Raw genomic sequence first — 22,672 nt, forward strand, 5'->3', positions numbered from 1 at the left:
AATCTTCCCCGCCCACGGGCACCGAACCCCCATCGCGCCACCCGGGGGTGACTCATTTCATCGGCGGGCACGCGGCGCCGGGACCGGTGGGACATCGGGAAGGATGGGGGTATGCAGAACATCGCTGTGGTCACGGGAGCGTCGAGCGGTATCGGGGCGGCGACCGCCCGCCGGCTCGCGACCGAGGGATTCCACGTCGTCGCGGCGGCGCGGCGGGCCGACCGGCTCCGGGAGCTGACCGACGAGATCGGGCCGGCCGCGACCGCGGTCGAGTGCGACGTCACCTCCGACGAGTCGGTCGCGGCGCTGGCGGCGGCGGTGGACGCGCTCGGCGGACCGGTGACGCTGCTGGTCAACAACGCGGGTGGGGCGGTCGGCCTCGACCCGGTGGAGTCCGGCTCGCCCGAGGACTGGCAGGCGATGTTCGACGTCAACGTCCTCGGCACGCTGCGTGTGACGAAGGCACTGCTGCCGGCTCTGATCGCCGGTGGCAACGGGACGATCGTGACGGTCGGCTCGACCGCGGCGTTCACGGTCTATGAGGGCGGCGGCGGATACACGGCGGCCAAGCACGCGCAGACCGCCCTGGTCGGCACGCTGCGGCTGGAGTTGTCGGGTAAGCCGGTGCGGATCGTCGAGGTCGACCCCGGCATGGTGCGCACCGACGAGTTCTCGCTCAAGCGTTTCGGCGGCGACCGGGCCAAGGCCGACGCGATCTACGAGGGTGTGCGCGAACCGCTGGTGGCCGACGACATCGCCGACATCATCGCCTTCGCCGCGACCCGGCCGCACCACGTCAATCTCGACCGCATCGTGGTGCGCCCGATCGCGCAGGCCGCCCAGCACAAGGTCTACCGGGAGAAGTAGGCGGTGAAGCCGGTCGGCGCGATCACCCGGGGGACGACCAATCCCAACCGGTTGCGCCGCGTCGACAACTACGTGGCCTACCGCTGCGGCGATCTGCTGCGGGCCGCGGCGGCGCCCCTGGTGATCGATCTGGGCTACGGCGCGACCCCGGTCACCGCCGTGGAGTTGCGGGCCCGCCTGGCGGCGGCCGTTCGCCCGGATGTCTCCGTGGTGGGTCTCGAGATCGATCCCGTACGGGTCGAAGCCGCCCAGCCCCGGGCCGACCCCCCACTCCTGGAGTTCCGGCGGGGCGGCTTCGAGCTGGCCGGCCTGCGCCCGGTGGTGGTGCGTGCGTTCAACGTGCTCCGGCAGTACGCCGAGGACGAGGTGGCCGCGGCCTGGACGGCGATGACCGCGACCGGCGCTGTCCTGGTCGAGGGCACCTGTGACGAGCTGGGCCGGGTCGCCACGTGGGTCGTGGTCGAGGCCGGCCGGCCGAGCACTCTGACGTTTTCCGCCCGGTTGTCCGATCTGGACCACCCGGCGACATTCGCCGAGCGGCTGCCGAAGGCGTTGATCCACCACAACGTGCCCGGCGAGCCCGTGCACGAGCTGCTGCAGGCGCTGGGCCGCGCGTGGGAGTCCGAGGCGACACCGTTCGGGCCGCGCCAGCGATGGCTGGCGACCTGCCGGCGGATGCGCTCGGAGGGTCTGGTGGTGCTCGACGGCCCGGCTCGCTGGCGGCTGGGTGAGCTCACTGTGCCGTACCCGGCCTGAAGGTTTTGCGAAACCGGGCCGGTCCTCCGCAGCGGACCGGCCCGGCCTCAGGGGGTGAGCAATGCCTGCCACCCAGATTGCTGGGCGGCAGGTGCCGTCGGGGTGGACGAGCCGGTGCGGTTCAGTTGTCGTCCGACGCGTCGAGCACAGCCCGCAGTGTCTGCACGAGGACCTCACTGCTGAACGGCTTCTTCACGAGCAGCGCGTCCTCGCCGATCAGCCCGTCGGCCACCGCGATCTCCTTGGGCAGCCCCGAGATGTAGACGACGCTCATCTCCGGCCGCAGCTGGGTGGCCGACCGGGACAGCTCACCACCCGAGACGCCGGGCAACCCGAGGTCGGTGACCAGGATGTCGATGTCGCCCGGATGCTCACGGCAAGCGGCGATGGCCTGCTGGGAGTCGCCCGCGGTCAGGGTGGCGAAGCCGCGGCGCTCGAGCATCCGGCGCATGATGTCGCGCAGGTCCTCCTCGTCGTCCACGACCAGGACCGTGGGCCGCGTCTCGGGTGCGGGCGCCTGCGACATGGATCCTCCTGGTGGTTCGGATGTCACGTTCCGTGCCGGTTCGCGACCTCACGCTATCGGCACCGAGTTGCACGGTCTGGCCTTTGCCGCATCAGTGCGCCGAAGCCATGCCCTGTCACGTACTTCACCCGTTGGAATACGCATGCACGTACGGGGTTGAGGGAATCGTGGAGTTGCCCGGTTGCACCTGGGTTGCAACGCCTTCGGGGCCGTACGCAGAGCCTGGAAGATCGAAGAGAAGAGCTAAAGCGGTGTGGCGCGGAGCCGATCAACTCGGAGTACCGCTACACACCGCCACTGAGCAAGGAGTGCGATATGTCCAGCCTGCTGTCGCCAGAGATCACCACCGTTGCCGCCATGACCGAGCGTTGTGACCGTTGCGGCGCCGCCGCCAAGCTGGTGGTCACCCTGACCAGCGGCGGCGAGCTGGCGTTCTGCGGCCACCACGCCAACCGGCACAGCGACGACATCGTCCGGATCGCCGAGCGCATCGTCCTCGAGGACGGCTTCGAGTGGGCCGGAAAGTAACCGCTTGATCCGCTTGCGTCGCGTTATGCTGGTTTCCTCAGCTCTTGAGGGGATTGTCCTTGAGAGCTCTTGAGGGGATTAGTCCTTGAGGGGACCACGTGCATGATGCGGCGCGTGATCTGGGCAGGCCGTCCCGGCTGATTGCCGGGAGCGCCGGAGCCGCGGTCGCCCTCGCCGGCGTCGCGGCCCTGCTCACGTCACTCCGAGGCGATCCGCCGGACGGCTTGCTCGCCGTGCCGGCGGCCGCGCTCGTCCCGGCCGGACTCGCCCTGATCCTGGGGGCGCTGCCGGCGATCGACCGGACCGCCGGCCGGGTCGTGCACGGCTTCACCGCACTTCTTTTTCTCTTCGCCGCGGTCATCTGTGTCGCGGCTCTCGGCCGGCAGCCGGCCGCCTCCCTCCTGACGCTGGCCGCCGTGGCTCTCCTGGCACTGGCGTTTCGCGCCGCCGACACCGCCGGCCGGCGGCATCTCGCCGACCGTCGAGCGGCTGAGCTCGCCGACGAGCAAGCGGTCGCGGCGGCCGACGAACACGCTGCCGCGCTCGCCGGCGAAAGCGCGGCCGTGCTGGCCGGCGAGCAGGCTGCCGCACTCGCCGGCGAACAGGTTGCTGTGCTGGCCGGCGAACAGGCTGCTGCCCAGGCTGAGATCGGCCGCTTGCGCGAGGAGCACACGGCCGAGGTCGCGCGCCTGCGGGACGAGAACGCGGCGGTCCGCGCGGAGGCCGACCGGCTGCGGGTGGCGCACGGCAACCTCGAGGCCGCCCTCACCTTCAAGAACGACCTCACGTCGATGCTGACCCACGATGTCGCGCAGCCGATCAGCTCCATCGCCAGCCTGGCCGAGCTGCTGCGGGAGGACTGGGCCGAGCTGCCCGACGACCTCCGGCTCGAGCTGACGACGAAGATCGACAAGAACACGCAGCGCCTGATCAAGATGATGAACGATCTGCAGCTGCTGTTCCGGCTGGACACCGGCTCGGTCACGGCGCGGCGTAATCCGGTGCCGCTGAAGGAGGTCGCCGATGCTGTGGTCGCGGCGTCGGCGGGTGCACCGGAGGACGTACGGGTCGAATCGGCCGACGACCTGTCGGTGCTGGCCGATCGGGGGCACGTCCAGGTCGTGCTGCGGAGCCTGGTCACCAACGCCATCACGTACGGGGCCGCGCCGATCATCCTGAGCGCGGTGCGGCACGACGACCGGGTCGAGGTGGTGGTCCAGGACAACGGGCCGGGCATCGCCGACGACCTGGTGCCGACGCTGTTCGGGCGTTTCGTGCGCGGCGCCGGTCTGGGCCTGTTCATCGTCCGCCACCTGGTCGAGGCCAACGGCGGCACGGTCCGCTACGAACACGCCACGCCCCACGGCGCGCGCCTGATCGTGACCCTGGAAGCCGCTCCGGTCTGACGCGGGCGGAGGCCGGCTCGCGGAGGAGCCGGCCCCGGGTCTGAGTCACATGTCGTGGGCGCTGCCGCGGTCCTCTTCGTTGATCATGCCGTCGCCCCAAGTGTCCCGGGTCGGCCGGCCACCCATCGGCGCGGTGGCGCCGGCGGCCGGGCCACCGCTGACGGTGCCGGCCCGGGCGATGCGGCGGCCGGGAGCCAGAACGTCGTCGAGGTCGTGCGCGCTGGTGATGCCGGGTGCACTGGTGATGTCGACGCTGGTGCCCATCGTGGACGCGGACATCCCGTGATAGGGCAGATCGACCCGGCTGGCGTTGCTGTGCTCGGCCGCGCTGGTCCCCCAGCCGGCGCCGGGGTGCGCCCGGTTGCGGGTGCGAGCGGCGATCGCGGCGGGGGACGGCACCGGCCGGGCCAGCTTCTTCGTGCTGGCCCCGCTCTCGACCAGTCCCTTGAACGCGGTCAGGTCGGCCTTCAGCCGCTTGTTCAGCGAGGCCTGGCCGTGCCGGTCGTTGGGCATCAGAAAGGCGATGTCGGCCTCGAGCTGGGCGACCACCTGGGTCTTGGTCTCGCCCATCGGCCGCAGGGTGATCGTCTCGGCGAGCAGCGGCCCCTCCGTGGTCGCCCACGAGACCCGCTCGTCCATCGACCGTTCGATGATCTGGGCGTCGAACTCGCGCCGCTTCCCCTCGACGTCCATGATCCAGTGGGTGCGGTCACCGCCGATCGGGGTGACCTCTCGGACACCGCTCATGAACTGCGGGTAGTTCTCGAACGCGGCGAGTTGCTCGTACACCGTGTGCAACGGTGCACTCACCTCGATGGCCTGCTGAACCATGCTCATCGCATCTCTCCCATGCCTTCGCGAGCTGACTTGTCGGCATAACTGAGAGTACGGAGGCGATTACGGGCTGAGTTCGGTTTCGCTCAGACCCGGCGGAGGTACTGCCACTGGCCGACCTCGGTCGCGTACCGGGCGTCACTCGCGGGGACCAGCGGCACCTCAGCCGCACGGAGCAGAGCGACGAGACGGGCGGACGGCGACCGCCACGCCTCGCTGATCTCGACCACGGTGCCGGTCTCGCGGCAGGCCGCGGCCAGGAAGTCGATCAGGTCGAGGCCGAGCACGGCGTCGTCCAGACCGACCTGGGCGAGCAGGCTCAGCGGGCGCGCGAGCTGGGTCGGGGCGTATCGGGAGGCGCGCTCGATGCCGCGGGCCGTCGCCGTCACCAGGGTCTCGGCCACCTGGTCGGCGGTGAGCCGGCCGGCGGCCAGCAGGGCGCGCAGCTCGCGCGGGCCGGCGACGCCGGTGGGCAGCGGCAGACCGGAGACGGCGACCGAGACGGCCTCGAGGTGACTCAGGTCGGCGGGCAGGGCGAGCCACCCGTCGGGCCGGACGACCTCGATCTCGGCCGCGATGCGCAGCCGGATCTCGGTCCGCCGCTGGGCCCGTCGCACCGAGTCGGCGTAGGCGGGCAGCCAGGTGGTGTCCGGACCGACCTGGTCGGCGAAGGTGACCGCGGTGAGCCCGGCCAGGTCGGCCGCCGAGACGACGACCCCGACCGCGTCCCGCCCGGCCGAGAAGCCGGTGTGCACGTGGGCATCGGTGGTCAGATCCAGGGCGTCGACGGCGCTCACGACGCCGATGACCGATTCCCGCTTCGCGCTCACTGTGTCTCCCCGCACCTGATGCCCGACGGGCTCCTCCCGTCTGAGGATGAGAATGCGGGTGCGGCGTTGTCAGCCCCGGTCACGTGGCGGTGCAGTCCGGGTGCGCGGCCTCACAGCCGGAAGGCGCTGACCAGGCTGCGCAGTTCGTCGGCGGTGCGGGCCACCCCGGTGGAGGCGGTGCGGGTCTGCTCGACGCCATGCACGGCTTCGGCACTCGCCGTCGAGACGTCCGAGATGTTGGTGGCGATGCGGGCCGAGCCGTTGGCCACCTCGGCGATGCTGCGGCTCATCTCGCCGGTCGTCGCCGTCTGCTCCTCGACGGCCGACGCGATGGTGGTCTGGAAGTCGTTGATCTGGGCGATCACCTCGCTGATCCGCGAGATCACCTCGACCGCCCCGCCGGTGTCCTGCTGGATGGCGGCGACCCGGGTCCCGATGTCCTCGGTCGCGCGGGCCGTCTCCTGAGCCAGATCCTTGACCTCGCTGGCGACCACGGCGAACCCCTTGCCCGCCTCGCCGGCCCGCGCGGCCTCGATGGTCGCGTTCAGGGCCAGCAGGTTCGTCTGCTCGGCGATCGACGTGATCAGCTTGATGACGTTGCCGATCTCGGCCGACGACGTGCCGAGCTGACGAACGGTCTCGGTGGCCCGGGCCGCCTCGGACACGGCCACCGACGCGATCTGGGCCGACTCGCTGGTGTTGCGGGAGATCTCCCGGATGGCCAGACCCATCTCCTCGGCCCCGGCCGCCACCGACTGCACGTTACGGGAGATCTCGTCCGCCTCGAGCGAGGCCGACGCCGACCGCTGATCGGTGCGCTGAGCCGCCTCGGCGATCTGTGCCGCCACCGCCGACAGCTCACCGGCCGCGCCGGCCAGAGCATCGGCGTCCCGGCCGATCGTCGTCAGCGAACCGCGGATCGACTCCAGCGCCCCGTCGAGCCCGATGGCCATCCGGCCCAGCTCGTCGCGGGTGGTGATGCCGCTGCGGTTGGTCAGGTCGCCGCGGGCCAGCGCGTCGATGACGGCGCCGAGCCGGCGGACCGGCACCAGGATCGAGCGAGCCAGCGGGATCGCCATCCCGATCAGCAGGGCCAGGCCGAGCACGGCCACCACGATCGAGATCGTACGGGTGTCGCTGACCGTGGTCGCCATGTCGGCGCGCTCGGTCTCGACCGCGGCGCTGACCTGGTCGACCAAGCCACCCAGAGCGTCGTCGGTGACGTTGTTGCGCTCGGAGACCTCGCCGATCCGGGCCCGGAGCGAGGCGGGGTCACCGGCCACGAAGTCGGAGATGAAGGTGCCGAAGTCGACGAAGTCCTGACGGCTCTGGGCGAACGTCGCAGCCAGGTCGTCCGGCAGTCCGGCGGCCACCACGGCATCGGCGGCCTCGGTGGCCGACTGCACGTCGTCGACCACGTCCTGGCTGACGTCCTGGCCCAGCGCGGCCCGGCCGGCGTCGAACTTGAGCTCGCTCTGCCGGGTGTCGAGGTGATTGAGCGCGGCCAGGCCGGTCTGCAGCCGCGAGAGATGATCGGCCTGCTCGTTCAACCGGTTCTGGCCGAGCAGCGTGATGCCGGCCTGGACGCCCAGCAGGAGGGCACCCACCAGCACGATCAGGCCGAGCCGTTTGGCAATGCCGAGTTGCGCCAGTCGCGACATCCATCCCCCTTCGAGCCGATCAGACTTGAGCGGTAATGAACATTTTTCACATTTATTGCGACCGCCGGGGGCTTTTGTCCAAAAAGAAGCCCCGCCGCGGCGCGACGGGGCTTCCGTACAGCATTCAGTCCGATGTGGCCGGTGGTCGCAGCATCTTGCTGACCGCTCGGACTTCGTCCTGTGTGGGCGAGGCGGCCTCCCGATTCGAGGCCTGCAGCTCCCGGTACACCTCTTCGCGATGCACCTGTACGTCACGCGGAGCCTGGATGCCCAGCCGGATCACGTCGCCACGCGCCTCGAGCACGGTGATGACGACAGTGTCGCCGATCATCACGCTCTCTCCGGAGCGCCGGGTCAGAACGAGCATCGTCGGTGCCCTCCTCCATCCGTGGACGGACAGCATCGCCAACCGGACGCGGCCGCTGCCCCGCGACCGCGCCCGCTGTTGATCAGTAGACCGGGTTCATGACCGCGCGGACCGGGAAGCCCGAGCCGCTCAGCACGACCTGGATGGCCCGCATGCTGTCGCGGTCGACCACGATCGGAGCCATCAGGTTGGCCGTGGTCTCGTTGGTGCCGGCCGTGATCACGGTCAGCAGCAGCAGACGGTCGGCGTCCTTGGTGTTCAGCGCGGCGAAGACGTCGGCCTCGATCTCGGGCGCGTAGTCCGGGAAGAAGGGCTCCGGCGGCGCGACGAGGAAGCGCAGGTCGGGGTCCTCAGTGGACGTGAACGCGTAGAGCAGGCCGTCTTCGTTGAGCCGCACCAGGACGAATTCCCGGTGGGCCGGGAAACCGGGCATGGGCACCGCCATCGTGATGGTCGGCAGGCCCAGCGACGGGTCGATCATGGTGTCCTCAATCGTTCGGGACGCGGTGCGAGTAGTCATGGTCACCTCAGGAAATCGATGAGCGAGGGCTGGATCACCTTGGCCGAGGCGGCCAGGGCGGCCTGATAAGACGTCTGCTGGATCTGCAATTCCATGATCGCCTTGGGCAGGTCGACATCCTCGATGTCGGACAGCTGCGACGTCACGGAGAGCAAATGGTCATCAGCGGACTGCTTCATCTGCGTAATCCGATTATATCGGGCGCCAACGTCCGAAAGGGTGGACTTTAGTAAATCGTGCGCCGTATCGATGTTGCCCAGCGCGGTGTTCAGCGCTGTGTCGTCATTGTTGCGAAGCGCCGTGGAAATGTCGCTCAGCACCTTGAAGAGCTGAGTGTCGCTTCCCTCCGCGCCGTACGCCTCGGCCCCGGTCGTGTCGATCCGGACCTTGGCGTTCGGGCCGACGGTGCGGGTGGTCTGCCCGTCGTTCCCGACGTACTTACCGGTCTCGTCGAACGCCACGGCGCCCGGCGTGGTGCCGCCGAAGATCGGCCGGCCCAGGTATTTGGTGTTGGCCTCACCGATCATCGACTGGCGGATGTTGTCGATCTCGACGGCGATGGCCTCCCGGGCCGACGCGTTGTTGGCCGAGCTCAGTCCCTGCACGGTCAGATCGCGTACGCGAATGATCTGCCCCGACGCGTCGCCGAGCTTGTCCTGAATGGTGCCGAGCCAGCCGAGACCGTCGTCGGCGTTGCGGGAGAACTGCTGGGTGGCCCGCAACTCGCCGCGCAGTTGCAGCGACGTGACCGTCCCGGTCGGAGAGTCGGAGGGCCGGCTGAGCTGCTTGCCGCTGGAGATCTGCTCCTGCAGTTTCTGGCCGCGGGCCATGCTGCGATTGAGATCGCCCAGCATGCGGTGCCGCATGCTGGTGTCGGTGACCCTGCTCGGGATGGTCATGCGATTCCCCTACGCCGTCGTCGCCCGCTCATCGGCCGACGAGACCGGTGCGGTTGATCAGCTGATCGAGCATCGAGTCGATCGTGGTCAGCACCCGGGAGGCGGCCTCGTAACCCCGCTGGAAGGTCAGCAGGTTGGTCATCTCCTCGTCGAGGTTGACGCCCGACTCGGCCTCGCGCGAGGTGTCGACCTGGTCGCGGACCGCGTCCTGGATCTCGCTGCGCCGGCCCGAGGCCTGCGAAGCCACCCCGAGCTGGCCGATCATCTGCTGATAGGTGGCGTCCGGCCCGCTCTGCGAAGTCCCGAGCGCGGCCAGCTCGTCGGCCTTGTCGTTGTCGATGGCGGCGACCTCGGGCAGGACGGCCTTGGGGTTGCCGGCCGAGAAGGCGACCTTGCCCGGGTCGTCGATGGCCACCTTGAGGTCGCGAGCGGTCGTGCCCGAGAAGAACTCGGTGCCCGGGTCGCCGTTGACGTCGTACGCCGTGGTGGTCAGTTTGTTGACGCTGGTCGCCAGCGACTTGGCCACGTCGTCGAGCTGCTTGGCGATGCCCGGGATGATGGTGTTCATCGTGTCCAGCATCGAGCCCATCGTGCCGCCGGCGACAGCCGTCGTGTCGGTGCCCTGCCACTTGAGCGCGACCTGCGTGTTCGCGTCCCAGGAGTCGAGGTTGGGCGGGCCGGCGAGCACCAGCTTGCGGGTGGAGAAGTCACTGACCAGCGGCGACGCCCCGACATAGACATTGATCGAACCGTCGTCCTTGGCCAGGGCGGTCGCGCCGACCAGCTCGGACAGCTTCATGACGGCGACGTCGCGCTGATCCTGGAGCTCGTTCGTCTCGAGACCGGCGGCCCGGGCGACCACGACCTGGTTGTTCATCTTGGCGATGTTGTCGGCCATCGTGTTGACCTGGTCGACGTACGCGCTCATCTCGTTCAGGTTCGCGCCGAACTGACTGGCCAGCGAGGCCCGGGTGTCGTTCAGCGTGATCGCCACGGTCCGGCTCTTCTCGAGCAGGGACGAGCGGGTCGACGGGTCCTGCCAGTTGTTGGCGACGTCGTTCCAGCCGTCCCACATGTCGTGCAGACGGGCCTGCAACGCGGTGTCGCTGGGCTCGGCCAGCACGCTCTCGATCTGCTCGTACGTCGCCTTCTGCGCGGCCAGGTACGAGGAGTTCGCGTGCTCGGTGCGGCCCCGCTCCTCCAGATAGGCGTTGCGGCCACGCTCGACGCCGGCCACGGTGACACCGTTGCCGACCTGCGTGGTCGTCGCGTACACACCGGGGTTCAGGCTGCCGGTCTGCGACGCCATCCGGACCCGCTGCTTGGTGTAACCCTCGGTGTTCGCGTTGGCGATGTTCTGGCCCGTGACGTCCAGGCCCCGGCGCTGCGCGTAGAGCGAGGTGAGCGCCGTGTTGATCCCACTGAAGCTGCTAGCCATCTCAGATCGCCTCATCCACCAGGCTCGAGCGGCGGATGCCGCCGGAAACGGTCTGCCCCTGCGGACCGTAGGTTTCCACAGTTTCGGCGAACGCGAGCATGGTTTCGCGGGCTGCGCGTTGACCGGCCGTGAGCAGGTCACGGTTGACGTCGGCGAGTGCGCTGATCTCGGAGGTCAGCAGCAGGAACGCCTTGCGGTGCTGATGCAGGAGGTCGGACCAGGGCGCGGGGGCGGCATCGGCCAGCTCGCCGAGCGAGGCCTCCGGAGCCAGGCCCAGCTCGACCGCCACGTCCTGGGCATAGGCGGCGCGAATGACCTCGGTCTGCCGGATCTGCTCCAGCACCACCTCGACCTCCCGGGTGGCGTGGCTGAGCCAGCGCGAACGGTTGGCCGCGAGGAGCAACTGCTCCTCCTCGAGCTTGAACAGCAGCATCTCGAGCAGCTCACGTGAACGCCACAGGACGCTGGCCAGGTCGGTGAGACTCACCCTGGTCCTCCGTCTCGCCTCTGATCGGGGCACGCCCTCACGACGAACCCGCTCATTCGGACACGTCGGCACGTCTGCGACGCCGCTGAGGAATTTCCCCCGATCCGGTGCATTCCGGGTTCATGTGAGTTCGGCTCGGGTTTCTTGGCGTTCGCCGGAAATGGGCGAGGAAATCTCGCAGACTGCTCATGAACCGTCGGCAACGCGCCGATCGGGCTGGCGTCACGCCACGGCCCCATGGATGGGCCGGCTCCAGACCCCTCTCAAGGAGGAAGCAACCCATGGGTCTTCGCATCAATCAGAACATCGCCGCGCAGAACGCCTACCGGAACCTGTCGGTCACCGACAGCCAGATGTCGAAGTCGCTGGAGAAGTTGTCCAGTGGTTTCCGCATCAACCGGGCTGCCGACGACGCGGCCGGTCTCTCCATCTCCGAGGGCCTGCGTTCGCAGATCGGCGGCCTCAAGGTGGCCGTCCGCAACACCCAGGACGGCGTCAGCGTCGCGCAGACCGCTGAAGGTGCGCTCAACGAGACGACCGCCATCCTGCAGCGTATGCGTGACCTGTCGGTGCAGGCGGCCAACGCGGGAGCCACTGACACCTCGGCCTCCGAGGCCGCCAACAAGGAAATGGGCCAGCTGAACGCCGAGTTGGACCGTATCGGCAAGAGCACCGCGTTCGGCAAGCAGAACCTGCTCGACGGCACCTTCGGCGCCACCAAGCAGGCGGCCGGCACCCGGATGGATGGCACCACCACGGGCGCCGCGGCCTCGCTCCCGGCGGGCGTCACCGGCACCGGCACCTTCACCTTCTCGCTGGAGAAGGTCGGCGGTCTCACCAAGTCGCCCAACGGCACCGACATCTCGACCGGTGGCTCTCCGATTCAGGTCTCGGTTGACAAGGTCGCCGCGGACGCCTCGCCGCAGGATCTGGCCAAGGCGGTCAACGCAGGCCTCGAGAAGGCGCTGAAGGCGGCCGGCTTCCAGGGCAACGAGATCACGATGTCGGCGAAGGTCGACAGCCAGAACCGCACCACGTTCAACGTCAACGGTAGCGGGGACTTCTCGATCACCAACGACACGAACATCGGCACGGCCAGCTCCGTCGACACCACCACGGGCGTCAACTCCGGTGGTCTGGGCGTCGACCTGACCACGATGAAGGCCACCGGCGGCAACACCGGCAAGTTCCAGGTCGGCGCGAACGCCAACCAGAAGATCGGCATCGCGATCGGTGGCGTCGACTCCGAGTCGCTCGGCACCGCCGCCCTCAACCTGACCAAGGACCCCGACGCCGCGCTCAAGGCGATCGACAGGGCCCTTTCGTCGGTCACCGAGAGCCGCGCCACGCTCGGTGCCGTGCAGAACCGGTTCGAGCACACGATCAACAACCTGAACGTCTCGGTCGAGAACCTGTCCGCGTCGGAGTCGCGTATCCGTGACACCGACATGGCCCAGGAGATGGTGTCGTTCACCCGGTCGCAGATCCTGACCCAGGCCGGCACCTCGATGCTGTCGCAGGCCAACCAGTCCGCGCAGAACGTCCTCTCGCTCCTGCGCTAACCGAACTGCCACCGTCAGCAACTGAATATCTCGCGCAAGCGACCGAATAGGTGGGGGTAGCCGTCACAAGCGGCTGCCCCCGCTCTCGTTCAGCAGTGAAAGGCAGGCTCCGGTGAGCAGTTCGGTAGACGGACTCGTCAGTGGCCTTCAGACATCCACGATGATCAACTCGTTGATGCAGGTGGAGGCTGCACCCCAGACCCGCCTCAAGTCGAAGGTGACTACGGCCCAGACCGCGATCGCCTCATATCAGTCGGTCAACGCCGCTCTGACCTCGCTCAAGGGTGCCGCGGACACCCTCGGCCAGCTCAGCACGTGGCGCGCGGTCAAGCCGACCTCCAGCTCGAGCAGCGTGACCGCAACCGCCGTGACCGGCACCAACGCGGCGTCGGGCACCACGGTGTTCAACGTCAAGAGCCTCGCCAAGAACCAGATCACCACGGCCAAGGTGCCCACCAGCGGCGACATCAGCTCAGGCACCATCCAGATCACCACCGGCCCGCTCGACAACAGCGCCAACGACAAAACCCACACGATCAATCTCGGCGACGACAAGTCGGCCAAGGGCGTCGCCGCCGCGATCAACGCGGCCGGCATCGGCATCAAGGCAACCGTGGTCACCACCGGTGGTGCCCACGACATCCTGCAGATCAGTGGCGCCAAAACCGGCACCAACGCCGCCTTCCGGATCGACAGCGGCCTGGAGGGCGTCGCGTCGCCTCTGACCAACGTGGCGTCGGCCTCCAACGCTCAGCTGGACATCGGCGGCGGCGATGACAAGGCCGCGGACGGTGGCTACAGCGTCACCAGCGAGACGAACACTTTCGCCAAGCTCATGCCGGGTGTCTCGATCACTGTCTCGAAGCTCGAGAACGACGTGACCGTCACTTCCGAGCAGGACGTGAGCGGCATCGCCAGCAAGATCCAGGCGCTGGTGGACGCGGCGAACAGCACGCTCACCGAGGTCGGCAACCAGACCGCTTACAACGCCGCCACCAAGAAGGGCTCGCCGCTGACCGGCGACTTCTCGGTGCGCAACATCTCGCAGACCCTGCTCGGCAAGATCAGCCTCGGCCTGACCTACACCAATCCGTCGTACGACAAGGCCCAGGAGGATCCGGCCAACAAGGCCACCCTCCAGAAGATCTCCATCTCGTTGTCGAAGCTCGGCGTGGAACTCGACCGGAGCGGCAAGCTGACCTTCGACTCGTCGAAGTTCACCACCTCATACAACGAGAACCCGACCCAGATCCAGGCGGCCGGCATCGAGTTCGCCGACCAGATGGAGAAGTACGCGGGCGACCAGACGACCAACATCACCTCGGTCATCACCGGCCGCAAGAACGAGATCGACGGGCTCAACACGCAGATCAGCGGCTGGGACCTTCGGCTCGCGGCCAAGCGGACCGCACTGCAGAAGCAGTACGCCGATCTGGAGACCTCACTGGGCAAGCTCAAGAACCAGTCCACCTGGCTCGCCGGCCAGCTCTCCGGCCTCTGATCCATCGCCCCGACCAGCCATCGCAGGGCCCTGACTTAGGAGACCGATGACCGTGACCGCCCCAAACCTCCGCAACCGCTACCTGCAGGACTCGATCCAGACCGCCTCGCCGGCCAAGCTGCTGACCATGCTCTACGACCGCCTCGTCCTCGACCTCGTCCAGGGTGAGGAGGCCATCCGGGCCAAGGAGATCGAGAACGCGCACGAGAAGCTCTCGCACGCTCAGGAGATCCTCATCGAGCTTCAGGTCAGCCTCGACGTCGAGGCCTGGTCCGGCGCTCCCGGGCTGGCCAACCTCTACAGCTATCTGATCACCGAGCTGATCGGGGCCAACGTCACCAAGGACGCCGACCGGGTGGCCGTCTGCCGCGGTTTCGTCGAGCCGCTGCGCGACGCCTGGCGAGAGGCGGCCGCGTCGGCGGTCGCCCACTGACGAGCGGGGGATCGACGTGAGCGGCGGCGACTGGCGGGACGCCTGGAGCGAGGCGCTGGACGAGCTGGAGCTCGACGTGGCCACGGTCGAGGCGATGCTCGACGACGAGCACCGGCACGCCGAGACGCCGCCGGCCAGCATCTGGAAGCCGCCGACCGAGCTGGGCGCGCTGCCGCTGGAGCTCAAGCCGCGGGCCGACGAGATCCTGACCCGCCAGCTCCAGGCGGCCGAGGAAATCGCCCGCCGGATGACCGCCACCCGCCAGCAGATGACGATGACGAAGAAGATCGAGACCGGCGAGGCCGTCAAACGCCCCGTCTACGTCGATCGGGCCATGTAGAAGGACAGACCATCGTCCCGGCTCCCCACCTGGGGGCCGGGACGTTTTCGTGCAACCGGCTGGCAACCGTCTGACACTCAGCGGATCGCCGGAGCCGCCGAAATGCATGGTACGAGCGACGGAACGCTCACCGAACTGCCACGGATCGGCACCTTGGAACGACACAAGGAGCTGCTGTGTTCGACGACGTCTCCACGTCCTCCCTGCGCGTCGCGGCCTCCGGCCTGGCGGCACGGCAGAGCGCCATCGCCAACAACATCGCCAACATCGAGACCCCTGGCTATCGGGCCCGTAAGGTCGAGTTCGAAGAGGCGTTGCGCGGTGCCGTCGCCAAGGGCATGTCGCCCCTGGGCGTCGCCCCGCAGACCCGCTCGTCGCTGGAGCCCACCCGGCTCAACGGCAGCAACGTCAACCTCGACGAGGAAACCCTCTCCCACATCGACACGACCATGCGCTACCAGCTGACTCTGCGGGCGATGGACACCAAGTACTCGATGCTGCGCGACGCGATCAAGGGAGTCTGAGCATGAGCACTTTCAACGCGATCGGCGTCGCCGGCACCGGTGTGACCGTCTACCGCAAGTGGCTGGACGCCGTGTCGGACAACATCGCCAACATGGACAACACCGTCCGGACCTCGGAGAAGGCGTTCCAGGCCCGGTACATCCTCGCCCAGGAGGCCCAGGACGGTAACGGCGCCCAGGTCGGCGGGGTGGCCTTCGGCAGCGCCGAGGGTGTGCTGGTGCACGAGCCGGACAACCCGCTGGCTGACAGCCAGGGCTACGTGCGCAAGGCGGACATCGACCTGAGCTCGCAGATGGCCCAGATGATGATGGCCCAGCGCGCCTATCAGGCCAACCTCGCGGTCGTGGACCGCGCGAAGGACTCCTACACCGCTGCGATCAACCTCGGAAAGTGAGGTAGGCGATGACCTCCCCGATCAGCCCGATCGGCGGTTTCTCGCCGGTCTCCGGGCTCGACGCGATCAGCGGCGTCGGTGGCACCGGTGCCCTGGGCGGCACTGAGAAAGTCACCGCGGCGCAGGGCGAGCACGAGAGCTTCGCGAGCATGCTCTCGCGCGGGCTCGAGAGTGTCTCGGCCTCGCAGGCCAAAGCCAATGACCTCGCCGTCCAGGTCGCCCAGGGCACGCTCAACGACCCGGCGCAATACACCATGGCAGCCAACGAAGCTCAGCTCGGCCAGCAGCTCACTCTCGCCGTTCGCAACAAGGCCGTGGAAGCTTTCCAGGAAATCATGAGGATGCAGGCCTGAGATGACCGACCGCCTTCCCGCTCCGGTTCGCCGCGTCACGGACACGTTCCGGTCCTTCACACCGGGACAGAAGGCCGTCACGATCGCGGCTGTAGTCGCCCTCGTCATCGGCGCGTACTTCTTCGCCACGTGGGCGTCGAAGCCCTCGTACTCCATTCTGTTCAACAACCTCTCGTCCAAGGACGCCAGCGCGATCGTCGAGTCGCTGAAGAAGACCGGTACGAGTTACGAGCTGGCCAACGACGGCCAGACCGTGCTCGTACCGCAGGACCAGGTGAACGACCTGCGCCTGTCGCTGAGCGGCGAGGGCCTGCCGGGCGACGCCGGCACCGGCTACGCGCTGCTCGACCAGCAGGGCATCACCACCAGCGACTTCATGCAGCAGACGAACTACCAGCGGGCGCTCGAGGGCGAGCTGTCCACCACGATCAAGTCGATCGAGGGGGTCGAGGCGGCCACCGTGCACCTCGTCATCCCCAAGAAGGACGTCTTCGCCGACGAGCAGGACAAGCCGACCGCCTCGGTGCTGGTGGCCTCGAGCTCGACCCAGCCGCTGAGCGGCGATCAGGTGCAGGCCATCGTGCACCTGGTCGCCTCGAGCGTCGAGGGCCTCGATCCGACCGAGATCACCGTGGCCGGCGCGGACGGCAAGATCCTCTCCACCGGTGGTGGTGCGGCCATCGGCACCGGCGGGGACAGCGGGACGGAAGCGCAGACCGTCGCCTTCCAGAACCGGATGAACTCCTCGCTCCAGAAGATCGTCGAGAGCCTGGTCGGCCCGGGCAACGCGGTGGTGCAGACCAGCGCCCAGCTCGACTTCGACCAGACGCAGACGCAGAGCCGGACCTACAACGCGGACCCGTCGGTGCCCGCCCTCTCCGAGCAGAACACCCGTGAGGCCTACAACGCCGCGGACAACTGCGCCGGCGGGGTGCTCGGCCCCGACAACATCGCCGGCCCCGGCTGTTCGGCGGGCGGCGCCAGCAGCGGTCCCGGCCAGTACGAGAACAGCTCCAGCGTCCGCAACAACGCGCTCAACGAGATCAACGAGACCCGGAAGAGCGCGCCCGGCGGGATCAAGAAGCTCAACGTGGCTGTCCTGCTCAACAGCAACGTGGCCGGCACCATCGACCCGGCCCAGGTGCAGCAGCTGGTCACCGCGGCCGCCGGCATCGACAGCACCCGCGGCGACACGATCGCGGTCTCGGCCATGCCGTTCGACCAGAGCGCCGCCAAGGCCGCGCAGGAGGCCCTGAGCGCCTCCAGTGCCGCCGCCCAGCAGGCCAAGCAGATGTCCCTGATCAAGACCGGCGCGCTCGGTGCGCTCGTCCTGATCCTGATGTTCCTGGCCTGGCGGTTCAGCCGCAAGAGCAGCAAGCGCCGGGGCCTGACCGCTGAGGAGCGCAAGCACCTCGAGGACATGCAGGCCGCACTCGAGGCGCAGCGGCTGGCCGAACTCAACCAGGCGATCCCGGCTCAGATGCTGGAGGCCGGGATGGGCCTGGACGACACGAACGTGCAGGCTCGCGAGGAACGCCAGCGGGAGATCGAGCAGATGGTCAAAGATCAACCTGATGAGATGGCGGTGCTTCTGCGCGGCTGGCTGGCCGCCGACACGACGCGCTGACCTTTCCGGCGGCGATCGGCTGGAGCCGGTCGCCGCGGGGTTGATTTCCTGCTGACGGTCCGAGGAGTACGCGTTGACTCAACCGGCGCTCACCACCATGTCGATGACGGGCGTGCGCAAGGCCGCAATCATGCTCGTCCAGTTCGGCAAGGAACAGTCCGCCCACATCATGTCGCAGATGTCGGAGAAGGAAGTCGAGATGATCTCGGCCGAGATCGCCCGTCTCGGCAAGCTCGAGCCGACCCAGGTCGACGACGTGATGGACGAGTTCTACGCCATGGCCACCACCCGGTACGCGGGCTCCGGTGGCATGGACTACGCCCGCGAGCTGCTCGAGGCCTCGCTCGGCAAGGACCGCGCGGCGCTGATCCTGGACCGCCTCGAAGCCTCGATGAACGACATCCCGTTCAACTTCCTCAGCCACGCCGACCCCCGGCAGCTGCTGTCCTACGTGCAGTACGAGCATCCCCAGACGATCGCGCTGGTGCTCGCGCACATCCCGTCGGCGCTCGCCTCGTCGATCCTGGCCGGCCTCCCGATCGAGGTGCAGACCGAGGTCGCGCACCGCATCGCGGTGATGGACCGCACCTCCCCCGAGGTGATCCGCCAGGTCGAGCAGGCCCTGCAGCGCAAGCTCTCCACCGTGCTCCAGCCCGACGAGCTGTCCACCGTCGGCGGTCTGCAGCCGCTGGTCGACATCATCAACCGGGCCGACCGCACCACCGAGCGACTCATCCTGGAAGCCCTGGACGCCCGCAGCCCCGAGCTGGCCGAGGAGATCCGGCGCCGGATGTTCATGTTCGAGGACATCATCAACCTCGAGGACCGCGCCATCCAGCTGGTGCTGCGCCAGGTGGAGCCGGCCGACCTGGCCACTGCCCTCAAGGGCGTGCCCGACCCCGTGCGCGACAAGGTCACCAAGAACCTCTCCGAGCGGGGCCGCGAGAACCTGCTGGAGGAGATCGACCTGCTCGGCCCGACCAAGGTCAAGATGGTCGAGGAGGCCCAGGCCAAGATCGTGTCGGTGATCCGCTCGCTCGAGGACTCCGGCCAGATCGAGGTCCAGCGCGGTGGCGAGGCCGATGAGCTCATCGCCTGAGAGCACCAGTCCGGTTCTGCGCGGCACGGTGGCCGACTCGGCCGCCGCCGCGCGGTTCGGTGTCGACCTGCGCACCGGGCTCCCGACCGACGGCGACTCGCTCGGCCGGGCCAAGGAGCAGGCGCGCACGGCCGGCTATGCCGAAGGCTGGGCGCAGGGCCAGCGCGAGGCCGCCGCGGCCGCGCAGAACGCCCAGGCCCGGGCGGCGGCGGCCGAGCAGGCCCACGAACAGCGCCGGGCGACCGCGCTGGCGCAGGCGGTCAACGCGCTCGGCCGGGCCGTCACCGAGCACGAGAACCAGCTCATGCCGACCTTCGCCGAACTGCAGGAAGTGCTGCTGGCGCACGCCTTCGAGCTGGCCGAGGCGATCGTCGGGCGCAGCCTGGAGGACCCGCAAGGCCGTACGGTGGCCGCGCTGCGCCGGGCCATGGCGGCCACCCCGGAGGCCGGCTCGCTGGTGGTGAGCCTGCACCCGGACGACTACCACACGCTGGTCGGCGAGGCCGGCGAGACAGATTTCGAGTACGAGGGACGCCGGGTGCGGCTGCGCCCGGACGGCGCACTGCGGCCCGGCGACGCGATCGCGGAGACCGGCATGGCGACCGTGGACGCCACCATCGCGGCCGCCGTGGAGCGGGCCCGGGAAGCGTTGCGGCTGCTGTAGCGCCGGCCCGGCCGAAAGAGACGGAAGAGGCGCAAGATGACGGACGTGTTCCGCCACCGCATGTCGGCGGCGCTCGCGGCGGCCCGCCCGCTCACCCGCGGCAAGGTGACCGGCGCGGTCGGCCTGCGGGTGACCGTCAGCGGGGTCGACGCCCGGGTCGGTGACCTGGTGCAGATGGGCGAGGGACCGGAGGCCATCTTCGCCGAGGTGGCCGCCATCGACGGCGACAAGCTCTCCTGCCTGCCGCTCGGCCCGATCGCCGGCCTGGGTGCGGGCACTCCGGTGACCAGCACGGGCGGGCCGCTGCGGGTCGCCGTCGGGCCCGACCTGCAGGGCCGCATCCTGGACGGGCTGGGCCGCCCGATGGACGGCGGGCCACCGCTCAAGGGCCACCTGGTGAGCATCGACGCGGCGCCGCCGTCGGCCATGGAGCGCCAGCTCGTCGACAAGCCGATGTCGCTCGGCGTCCGGGTGCTGGACACTCTCGTGCCGTGCGGGCGGGGGCAGCGCATCGGCATCTTCGCCGGCTCGGGCGTCGGCAAGTCGACCCTGATGTCCATGATCACCCGCGGGACCTCGGCCGAGCTGAACGTGGTGGCGCTGGTCGGTGAGCGCGGTCGCGAGGTCCGCGAGTTCATCGAGCACGACCTGGGCGAGGAGGGCCTGGCACGCTCCGTCGTGGTCATCGCCACCTCGGACACCCCACCCCTCGTACGCCTGCGGGCCGGAGCCGTGGCGACCCGGATCGCCGAGTACTACCGCGACGAGGGCGCCGACGTGCTGCTGATGATGGACAGCGTGACCCGGGCGGCGATGGCCCAGCGCGAGGTCGGCCTGTCGGTGGGCGAGCCGCCGGCCACCCGGGGCTATCCACCGTCGGTCTTCGCGATGCTGGCCTCGCTGCTGGAGCGGGCCGGGCCGGGCGCGCGGGGCAGCATCACCGGGCTGTACACCGTGCTGGTCGAGGGCGACGACCACAACGAGCCGATCGCCGACGCGGCCCGCTCGATCCTCGACGGCCACATCGTGCTCGACCGCAAACTGGCCACCGCCGGCCACTTCCCGAGCATCCAGGCCCTGGACTCGATCTCCCGCGTGGCCAACAAGATCACCACACCCCAGCAGCGGGCCGACGCCACCGAGCTGCGGCGTCTGATGGCGGCCCACCGCGAGGTGCGCGAGCTGGTCGAGATCGGCGCGTACGTCGCCGGCACCAACCCGGACGCCGACCGCGCGACCGCCATCTGGCAGCACATCAACGCGTTCCTGCGTCAGGGCCTCGACGAGCGCGTCACCGCCGACGACGCCTGGGCCCACCTCCACGCGCTGGTGAGCTCGGCCTGACCGCCCAGCGGAGCTCGGCCTGACCGCCCAGCGGAGCTCGGCCTGACCGCCCAGCGGAGCTCGGCCTGACCGCACAGCGGGGCGCCCGTCGCACTCAGTTCCGGCTCGGTGGCAAGCACTCAGCGAATCGGTGGGTGCACTCAGTTCCGGCTCGGTGGCAAGCACTCGGCGGATCGGTGGGCGCGCTCAGTTGCGGGTCGGTTGCAAGCACTCAGCGAATCGGTTGGCGGGCCGACCGGGACAGATGAGGCCCGCCGCGCAAGGAGGCAGAACGTGAACCGGTTTTTCCGACTCTCCCCCGTGCTCCGCGCCCGCAAAGCCCAGGAGGACGCGGCCAAGGGCGCCGTGATCCAGTCGCGCGCGGAGATCCGGGACGCCCAGGCCCTCGTACGCCGCAAGCAGCTCGACCTGATGGGAGCCGAAGCCCCGACCGAGGGCACAGCCCGGGCCATCGTCGCCGGCCTGGTGGCCCGCCAGTCCCTCGCGGGGGCGCTGATGAGCGCCCACCGCATGGTCGAGGACGCCGAGCAGGTCGAGCGGGACCGGATCGCCGTGCTGGCCGATGCGGCCAAGCGCCGCCGCGCGGTCGAGATGATGGCCGAGCGGCACGCCGAGATGGTGCGCGCCAACGACCTGCGCAAGGACCAGGCCAACCTCGACGAGCTGGCGATGACCAGCAAGGCCCGTAACGCGGCCCGGGGAGCGGACGAATGAGCATGGGCGTCGCCGGGGTGCTCAACCGCATCCAGCAACTCCAGGGTCAACTCGGCCTCACCCCCGTCAACCCGGCGCCCGGCACGATCTCCACCAACGGCGCCGTCCCCGGCACCTCGTCCTTCGCCTCGGCCCTGGCCTCGGCCAACGGCCAGGCCGGCGCGATGAGCCTGAACAGCCGGGCCACCGGTCAGAACGTGGTCGACGCGGCCAAGAAATACCTCGGGACCCCGTACGTCTTCGGGAGCACCGACCCGGACAAGGGCCTGGACTGCTCGGCGCTGGTGCAGCGGGCCTACGGCGATCTCGGGATCAAGGTGCCCCGCCTGTCGCACCAGCAGGCCAAGGCGGGCGAGCCGGTGGCCAACCTGGCCCAGGCCAAGCCGGGCGACATCCTGGCCTTCGACTCCCCCGTCGACCACGTGGCGATCTATCTCGGCGACAACAAGATGATCGCGGCGCCCAAGCCGGGTGATCAAGTCAAGATCCAGAGCGTGTACGAGAAGCCGACGCACATCCGCCGCGTCGTCGCCGACCCGTCCTCCGTGGCGGGCGGCAACCCCACCGCGGCGGTGCGTCCGGCGAGCCTGCAGAACGGCTCGCTGAACGGGGTGCCCTACGGCGACCTGTTCGTCAAGGCCGGCAACCGCTACGGCGTCTCGCCCAAGCTGCTGGCCGCGGTGGCCAAGGTCGAGTCCAGCTACAACCCGGGCGCGGTCAGCAAGGCCGGGGCCCAGGGCCTGATGCAGCTGATGCCGTCGACCGCCCGCGGTCTGGGCGTGAAGAACTCGTTCGACCCCGAGCAGGCGATCAACGGCGGCGCCAAGCTGCTGGCCCGCAACCTCCGCGAGTTCAAGTCGCTGCCGCTGGCGCTGGCCGCCTACAACGCGGGCGGCGGCGCGGTGCACAAGTACGGCGGCATCCCGCCGTTCTCGGAGACCCAGGCGTACGTCCCGAAGGTCCAGAAGGCCCTGGCCGCGCTCGGCGGCTGACCGGG

General features: G+C 69.2%; 26 protein-coding genes. 17 read left to right on the forward strand and 9 right to left on the reverse strand.

What is annotated here, in order from left to right; genetic code table 11:
- Nucleotides 1-111: 111 nt before the first annotated feature.
- Nucleotides 112-867: an SDR family oxidoreductase gene (locus NAG42_RS04140; RefSeq protein ID WP_250028026.1), complete on the forward strand. Its 756-nt coding sequence runs from the start codon at nucleotides 112-114 to the stop codon at nucleotides 865-867.
- A gap of 3 nt (nucleotides 868-870) precedes the next feature.
- On the forward strand, nucleotides 871-1,623 hold the full coding sequence (locus tag NAG42_RS04145) for a class I SAM-dependent methyltransferase (RefSeq protein ID WP_250028028.1): 753 nt from the start codon (nucleotides 871-873) through the stop codon (nucleotides 1,621-1,623).
- Nucleotides 1,624-1,744: 121 nt separating this feature from the next.
- On the opposite strand, the gene NAG42_RS04150 is transcribed toward NAG42_RS04145, so the two are convergent.
- Nucleotides 1,745-2,149, reverse strand: coding sequence for a response regulator (locus NAG42_RS04150; RefSeq protein WP_250028030.1), 405 nt, complete (start codon nucleotides 2,147-2,149; stop codon nucleotides 1,745-1,747).
- 315 nt (nucleotides 2,150-2,464) lie between these two features.
- Between NAG42_RS04150 and NAG42_RS04155 the strand changes: the two genes are divergently transcribed.
- Together NAG42_RS04155 and NAG42_RS04160 are read left to right on the forward strand one after the other, a co-directional pair.
- Nucleotides 2,465-2,677, forward strand: a complete 213-nt coding sequence (locus NAG42_RS04155; protein WP_250028033.1) for a DUF7455 domain-containing protein — start codon at nucleotides 2,465-2,467, stop codon at nucleotides 2,675-2,677.
- A 98-nt stretch (nucleotides 2,678-2,775) separates the two neighbouring features.
- Nucleotides 2,776-4,083: a sensor histidine kinase gene (locus NAG42_RS04160; protein WP_250028035.1), complete on the forward strand. Its 1,308-nt coding sequence runs from the start codon at nucleotides 2,776-2,778 to the stop codon at nucleotides 4,081-4,083.
- Nucleotides 4,084-4,128: 45 nt separating this feature from the next.
- Here the strand turns inward: NAG42_RS04160 and NAG42_RS04165 are convergent, their stop codons facing one another.
- The 8 genes from NAG42_RS04165 to NAG42_RS04200 all read right to left on the reverse strand — a co-directional run bounded on the left by NAG42_RS04165 (nucleotide 4,129) and on the right by NAG42_RS04200 (nucleotide 11,119).
- Nucleotides 4,129-4,920 carry an SRPBCC family protein gene (locus NAG42_RS04165; protein ID WP_250028037.1) on the reverse strand — a complete coding sequence of 264 codons (792 nt, stop codon included), beginning with the start codon at nucleotides 4,918-4,920 and terminating at the stop codon, nucleotides 4,129-4,131.
- An 83-nt stretch (nucleotides 4,921-5,003) separates the two neighbouring features.
- A complete protein-coding gene (locus NAG42_RS04170) occupies nucleotides 5,004-5,747 on the reverse strand; it encodes a hydrolase (protein ID WP_250028038.1) in 744 nt (247 codons plus the stop codon).
- Between the two features lie 110 nt (nucleotides 5,748-5,857).
- A complete protein-coding gene (locus NAG42_RS04175; RefSeq protein ID WP_250028040.1) occupies nucleotides 5,858-7,408 on the reverse strand; it encodes a methyl-accepting chemotaxis protein in 1,551 nt (516 codons plus the stop codon).
- A 124-nt stretch (nucleotides 7,409-7,532) separates the two neighbouring features.
- Nucleotides 7,533-7,811: a carbon storage regulator CsrA gene (gene csrA, locus NAG42_RS04180; RefSeq protein ID WP_438872363.1), complete on the reverse strand. Its 279-nt coding sequence runs from the start codon at nucleotides 7,809-7,811 to the stop codon at nucleotides 7,533-7,535.
- A gap of 46 nt (nucleotides 7,812-7,857) precedes the next feature.
- Complete coding sequence (gene fliW, locus NAG42_RS04185) at nucleotides 7,858-8,295, reverse strand: flagellar assembly protein FliW (protein WP_250028041.1); 438 nt, start codon at nucleotides 8,293-8,295, stop codon at nucleotides 7,858-7,860.
- Between the two features lie 2 nt (nucleotides 8,296-8,297).
- Nucleotides 8,298-9,194: a flagellar hook-associated protein FlgL gene (gene flgL, locus NAG42_RS04190; protein ID WP_250028043.1), complete on the reverse strand. Its 897-nt coding sequence runs from the start codon at nucleotides 9,192-9,194 to the stop codon at nucleotides 8,298-8,300.
- A 28-nt stretch (nucleotides 9,195-9,222) separates the two neighbouring features.
- Nucleotides 9,223-10,632, reverse strand: a complete 1,410-nt coding sequence (gene flgK / locus NAG42_RS04195; RefSeq protein WP_250028044.1) for a flagellar hook-associated protein FlgK — start codon at nucleotides 10,630-10,632, stop codon at nucleotides 9,223-9,225.
- 1 nt (nucleotide 10,633) lies between these two features.
- Entirely contained in the window at nucleotides 10,634-11,119 is a 486-nt protein-coding gene (locus tag NAG42_RS04200; protein WP_250003385.1) for a flagellar protein FlgN, read from the reverse strand.
- Between the two features lie 281 nt (nucleotides 11,120-11,400).
- Here NAG42_RS04200 and NAG42_RS04205 point away from each other — a divergent pair, with 281 nt between their 5' ends.
- From NAG42_RS04205 to NAG42_RS04265, 13 genes are all read left to right on the forward strand, one after another.
- A complete protein-coding gene (locus tag NAG42_RS04205; protein ID WP_250028046.1) occupies nucleotides 11,401-12,681 on the forward strand; it encodes a flagellin N-terminal helical domain-containing protein in 1,281 nt (426 codons plus the stop codon).
- A 112-nt stretch (nucleotides 12,682-12,793) separates the two neighbouring features.
- Entirely contained in the window at nucleotides 12,794-14,182 is a 1,389-nt protein-coding gene (fliD, locus tag NAG42_RS04210; protein WP_308201107.1) for a flagellar filament capping protein FliD, read from the forward strand.
- Between the two features lie 52 nt (nucleotides 14,183-14,234).
- Nucleotides 14,235-14,615, forward strand: a complete 381-nt coding sequence (gene fliS, locus NAG42_RS04215) for a flagellar export chaperone FliS (RefSeq protein WP_250028050.1) — start codon at nucleotides 14,235-14,237, stop codon at nucleotides 14,613-14,615.
- Nucleotides 14,616-14,631: 16 nt separating this feature from the next.
- The gene (locus NAG42_RS04220) at nucleotides 14,632-14,955 is read left to right on the forward strand and encodes a hypothetical protein (RefSeq protein ID WP_250028053.1); all 324 of its coding nucleotides are present in this window, start codon (nucleotides 14,632-14,634) and stop codon (nucleotides 14,953-14,955) included.
- Nucleotides 14,956-15,131: 176 nt separating this feature from the next.
- The gene (gene flgB / locus NAG42_RS04225; RefSeq protein WP_250028055.1) at nucleotides 15,132-15,479 is read left to right on the forward strand and encodes a flagellar basal body rod protein FlgB; all 348 of its coding nucleotides are present in this window, start codon (nucleotides 15,132-15,134) and stop codon (nucleotides 15,477-15,479) included.
- A gap of 2 nt (nucleotides 15,480-15,481) precedes the next feature.
- Nucleotides 15,482-15,874, forward strand: a complete 393-nt coding sequence (locus tag NAG42_RS04230) for a flagellar basal body rod protein FlgC (protein ID WP_250028057.1) — start codon at nucleotides 15,482-15,484, stop codon at nucleotides 15,872-15,874.
- 8 nt (nucleotides 15,875-15,882) lie between these two features.
- Nucleotides 15,883-16,227: a flagellar hook-basal body complex protein FliE gene (fliE, locus tag NAG42_RS04235; RefSeq protein ID WP_250028060.1), complete on the forward strand. Its 345-nt coding sequence runs from the start codon at nucleotides 15,883-15,885 to the stop codon at nucleotides 16,225-16,227.
- A 1-nt stretch (nucleotide 16,228) separates the two neighbouring features.
- A complete protein-coding gene (fliF, locus tag NAG42_RS04240; protein WP_250028062.1) occupies nucleotides 16,229-17,854 on the forward strand; it encodes a flagellar basal-body MS-ring/collar protein FliF in 1,626 nt (541 codons plus the stop codon).
- A gap of 73 nt (nucleotides 17,855-17,927) precedes the next feature.
- Nucleotides 17,928-18,953 (forward strand): flagellar motor switch protein FliG, encoded by a 1,026-nt coding sequence (fliG, locus tag NAG42_RS04245; RefSeq protein WP_250028065.1) that lies wholly within the window; start codon nucleotides 17,928-17,930, stop codon nucleotides 18,951-18,953.
- Nucleotides 18,937-19,617 (forward strand): FliH/SctL family protein, encoded by a 681-nt coding sequence (locus NAG42_RS04250; RefSeq protein WP_250028066.1) that lies wholly within the window; start codon nucleotides 18,937-18,939, stop codon nucleotides 19,615-19,617. Before fliG ends, NAG42_RS04250 begins: the two co-directional genes overlap by 17 nt.
- A 36-nt stretch (nucleotides 19,618-19,653) precedes the next feature.
- Entirely contained in the window at nucleotides 19,654-20,961 is a 1,308-nt protein-coding gene (locus NAG42_RS04255; RefSeq protein WP_250028067.1) for a FliI/YscN family ATPase, read from the forward strand.
- Nucleotides 20,962-21,234: 273 nt separating this feature from the next.
- Nucleotides 21,235-21,675: a flagellar FliJ family protein gene (locus NAG42_RS04260; protein ID WP_250028069.1), complete on the forward strand. Its 441-nt coding sequence runs from the start codon at nucleotides 21,235-21,237 to the stop codon at nucleotides 21,673-21,675.
- On the forward strand, nucleotides 21,672-22,667 hold the full coding sequence (locus NAG42_RS04265) for a transglycosylase SLT domain-containing protein (protein WP_250028070.1): 996 nt from the start codon (nucleotides 21,672-21,674) through the stop codon (nucleotides 22,665-22,667). Before NAG42_RS04260 ends, NAG42_RS04265 begins: the two co-directional genes overlap by 4 nt.
- The last annotated feature ends 5 nt before the right edge of the window (nucleotides 22,668-22,672 follow it).

This window comes from Paractinoplanes maris, assembly GCF_023544465.1.
GTDB classification, from domain to species: Bacteria; Actinomycetota; Actinomycetes; order Mycobacteriales; family Micromonosporaceae; genus Actinoplanes; species Actinoplanes maris.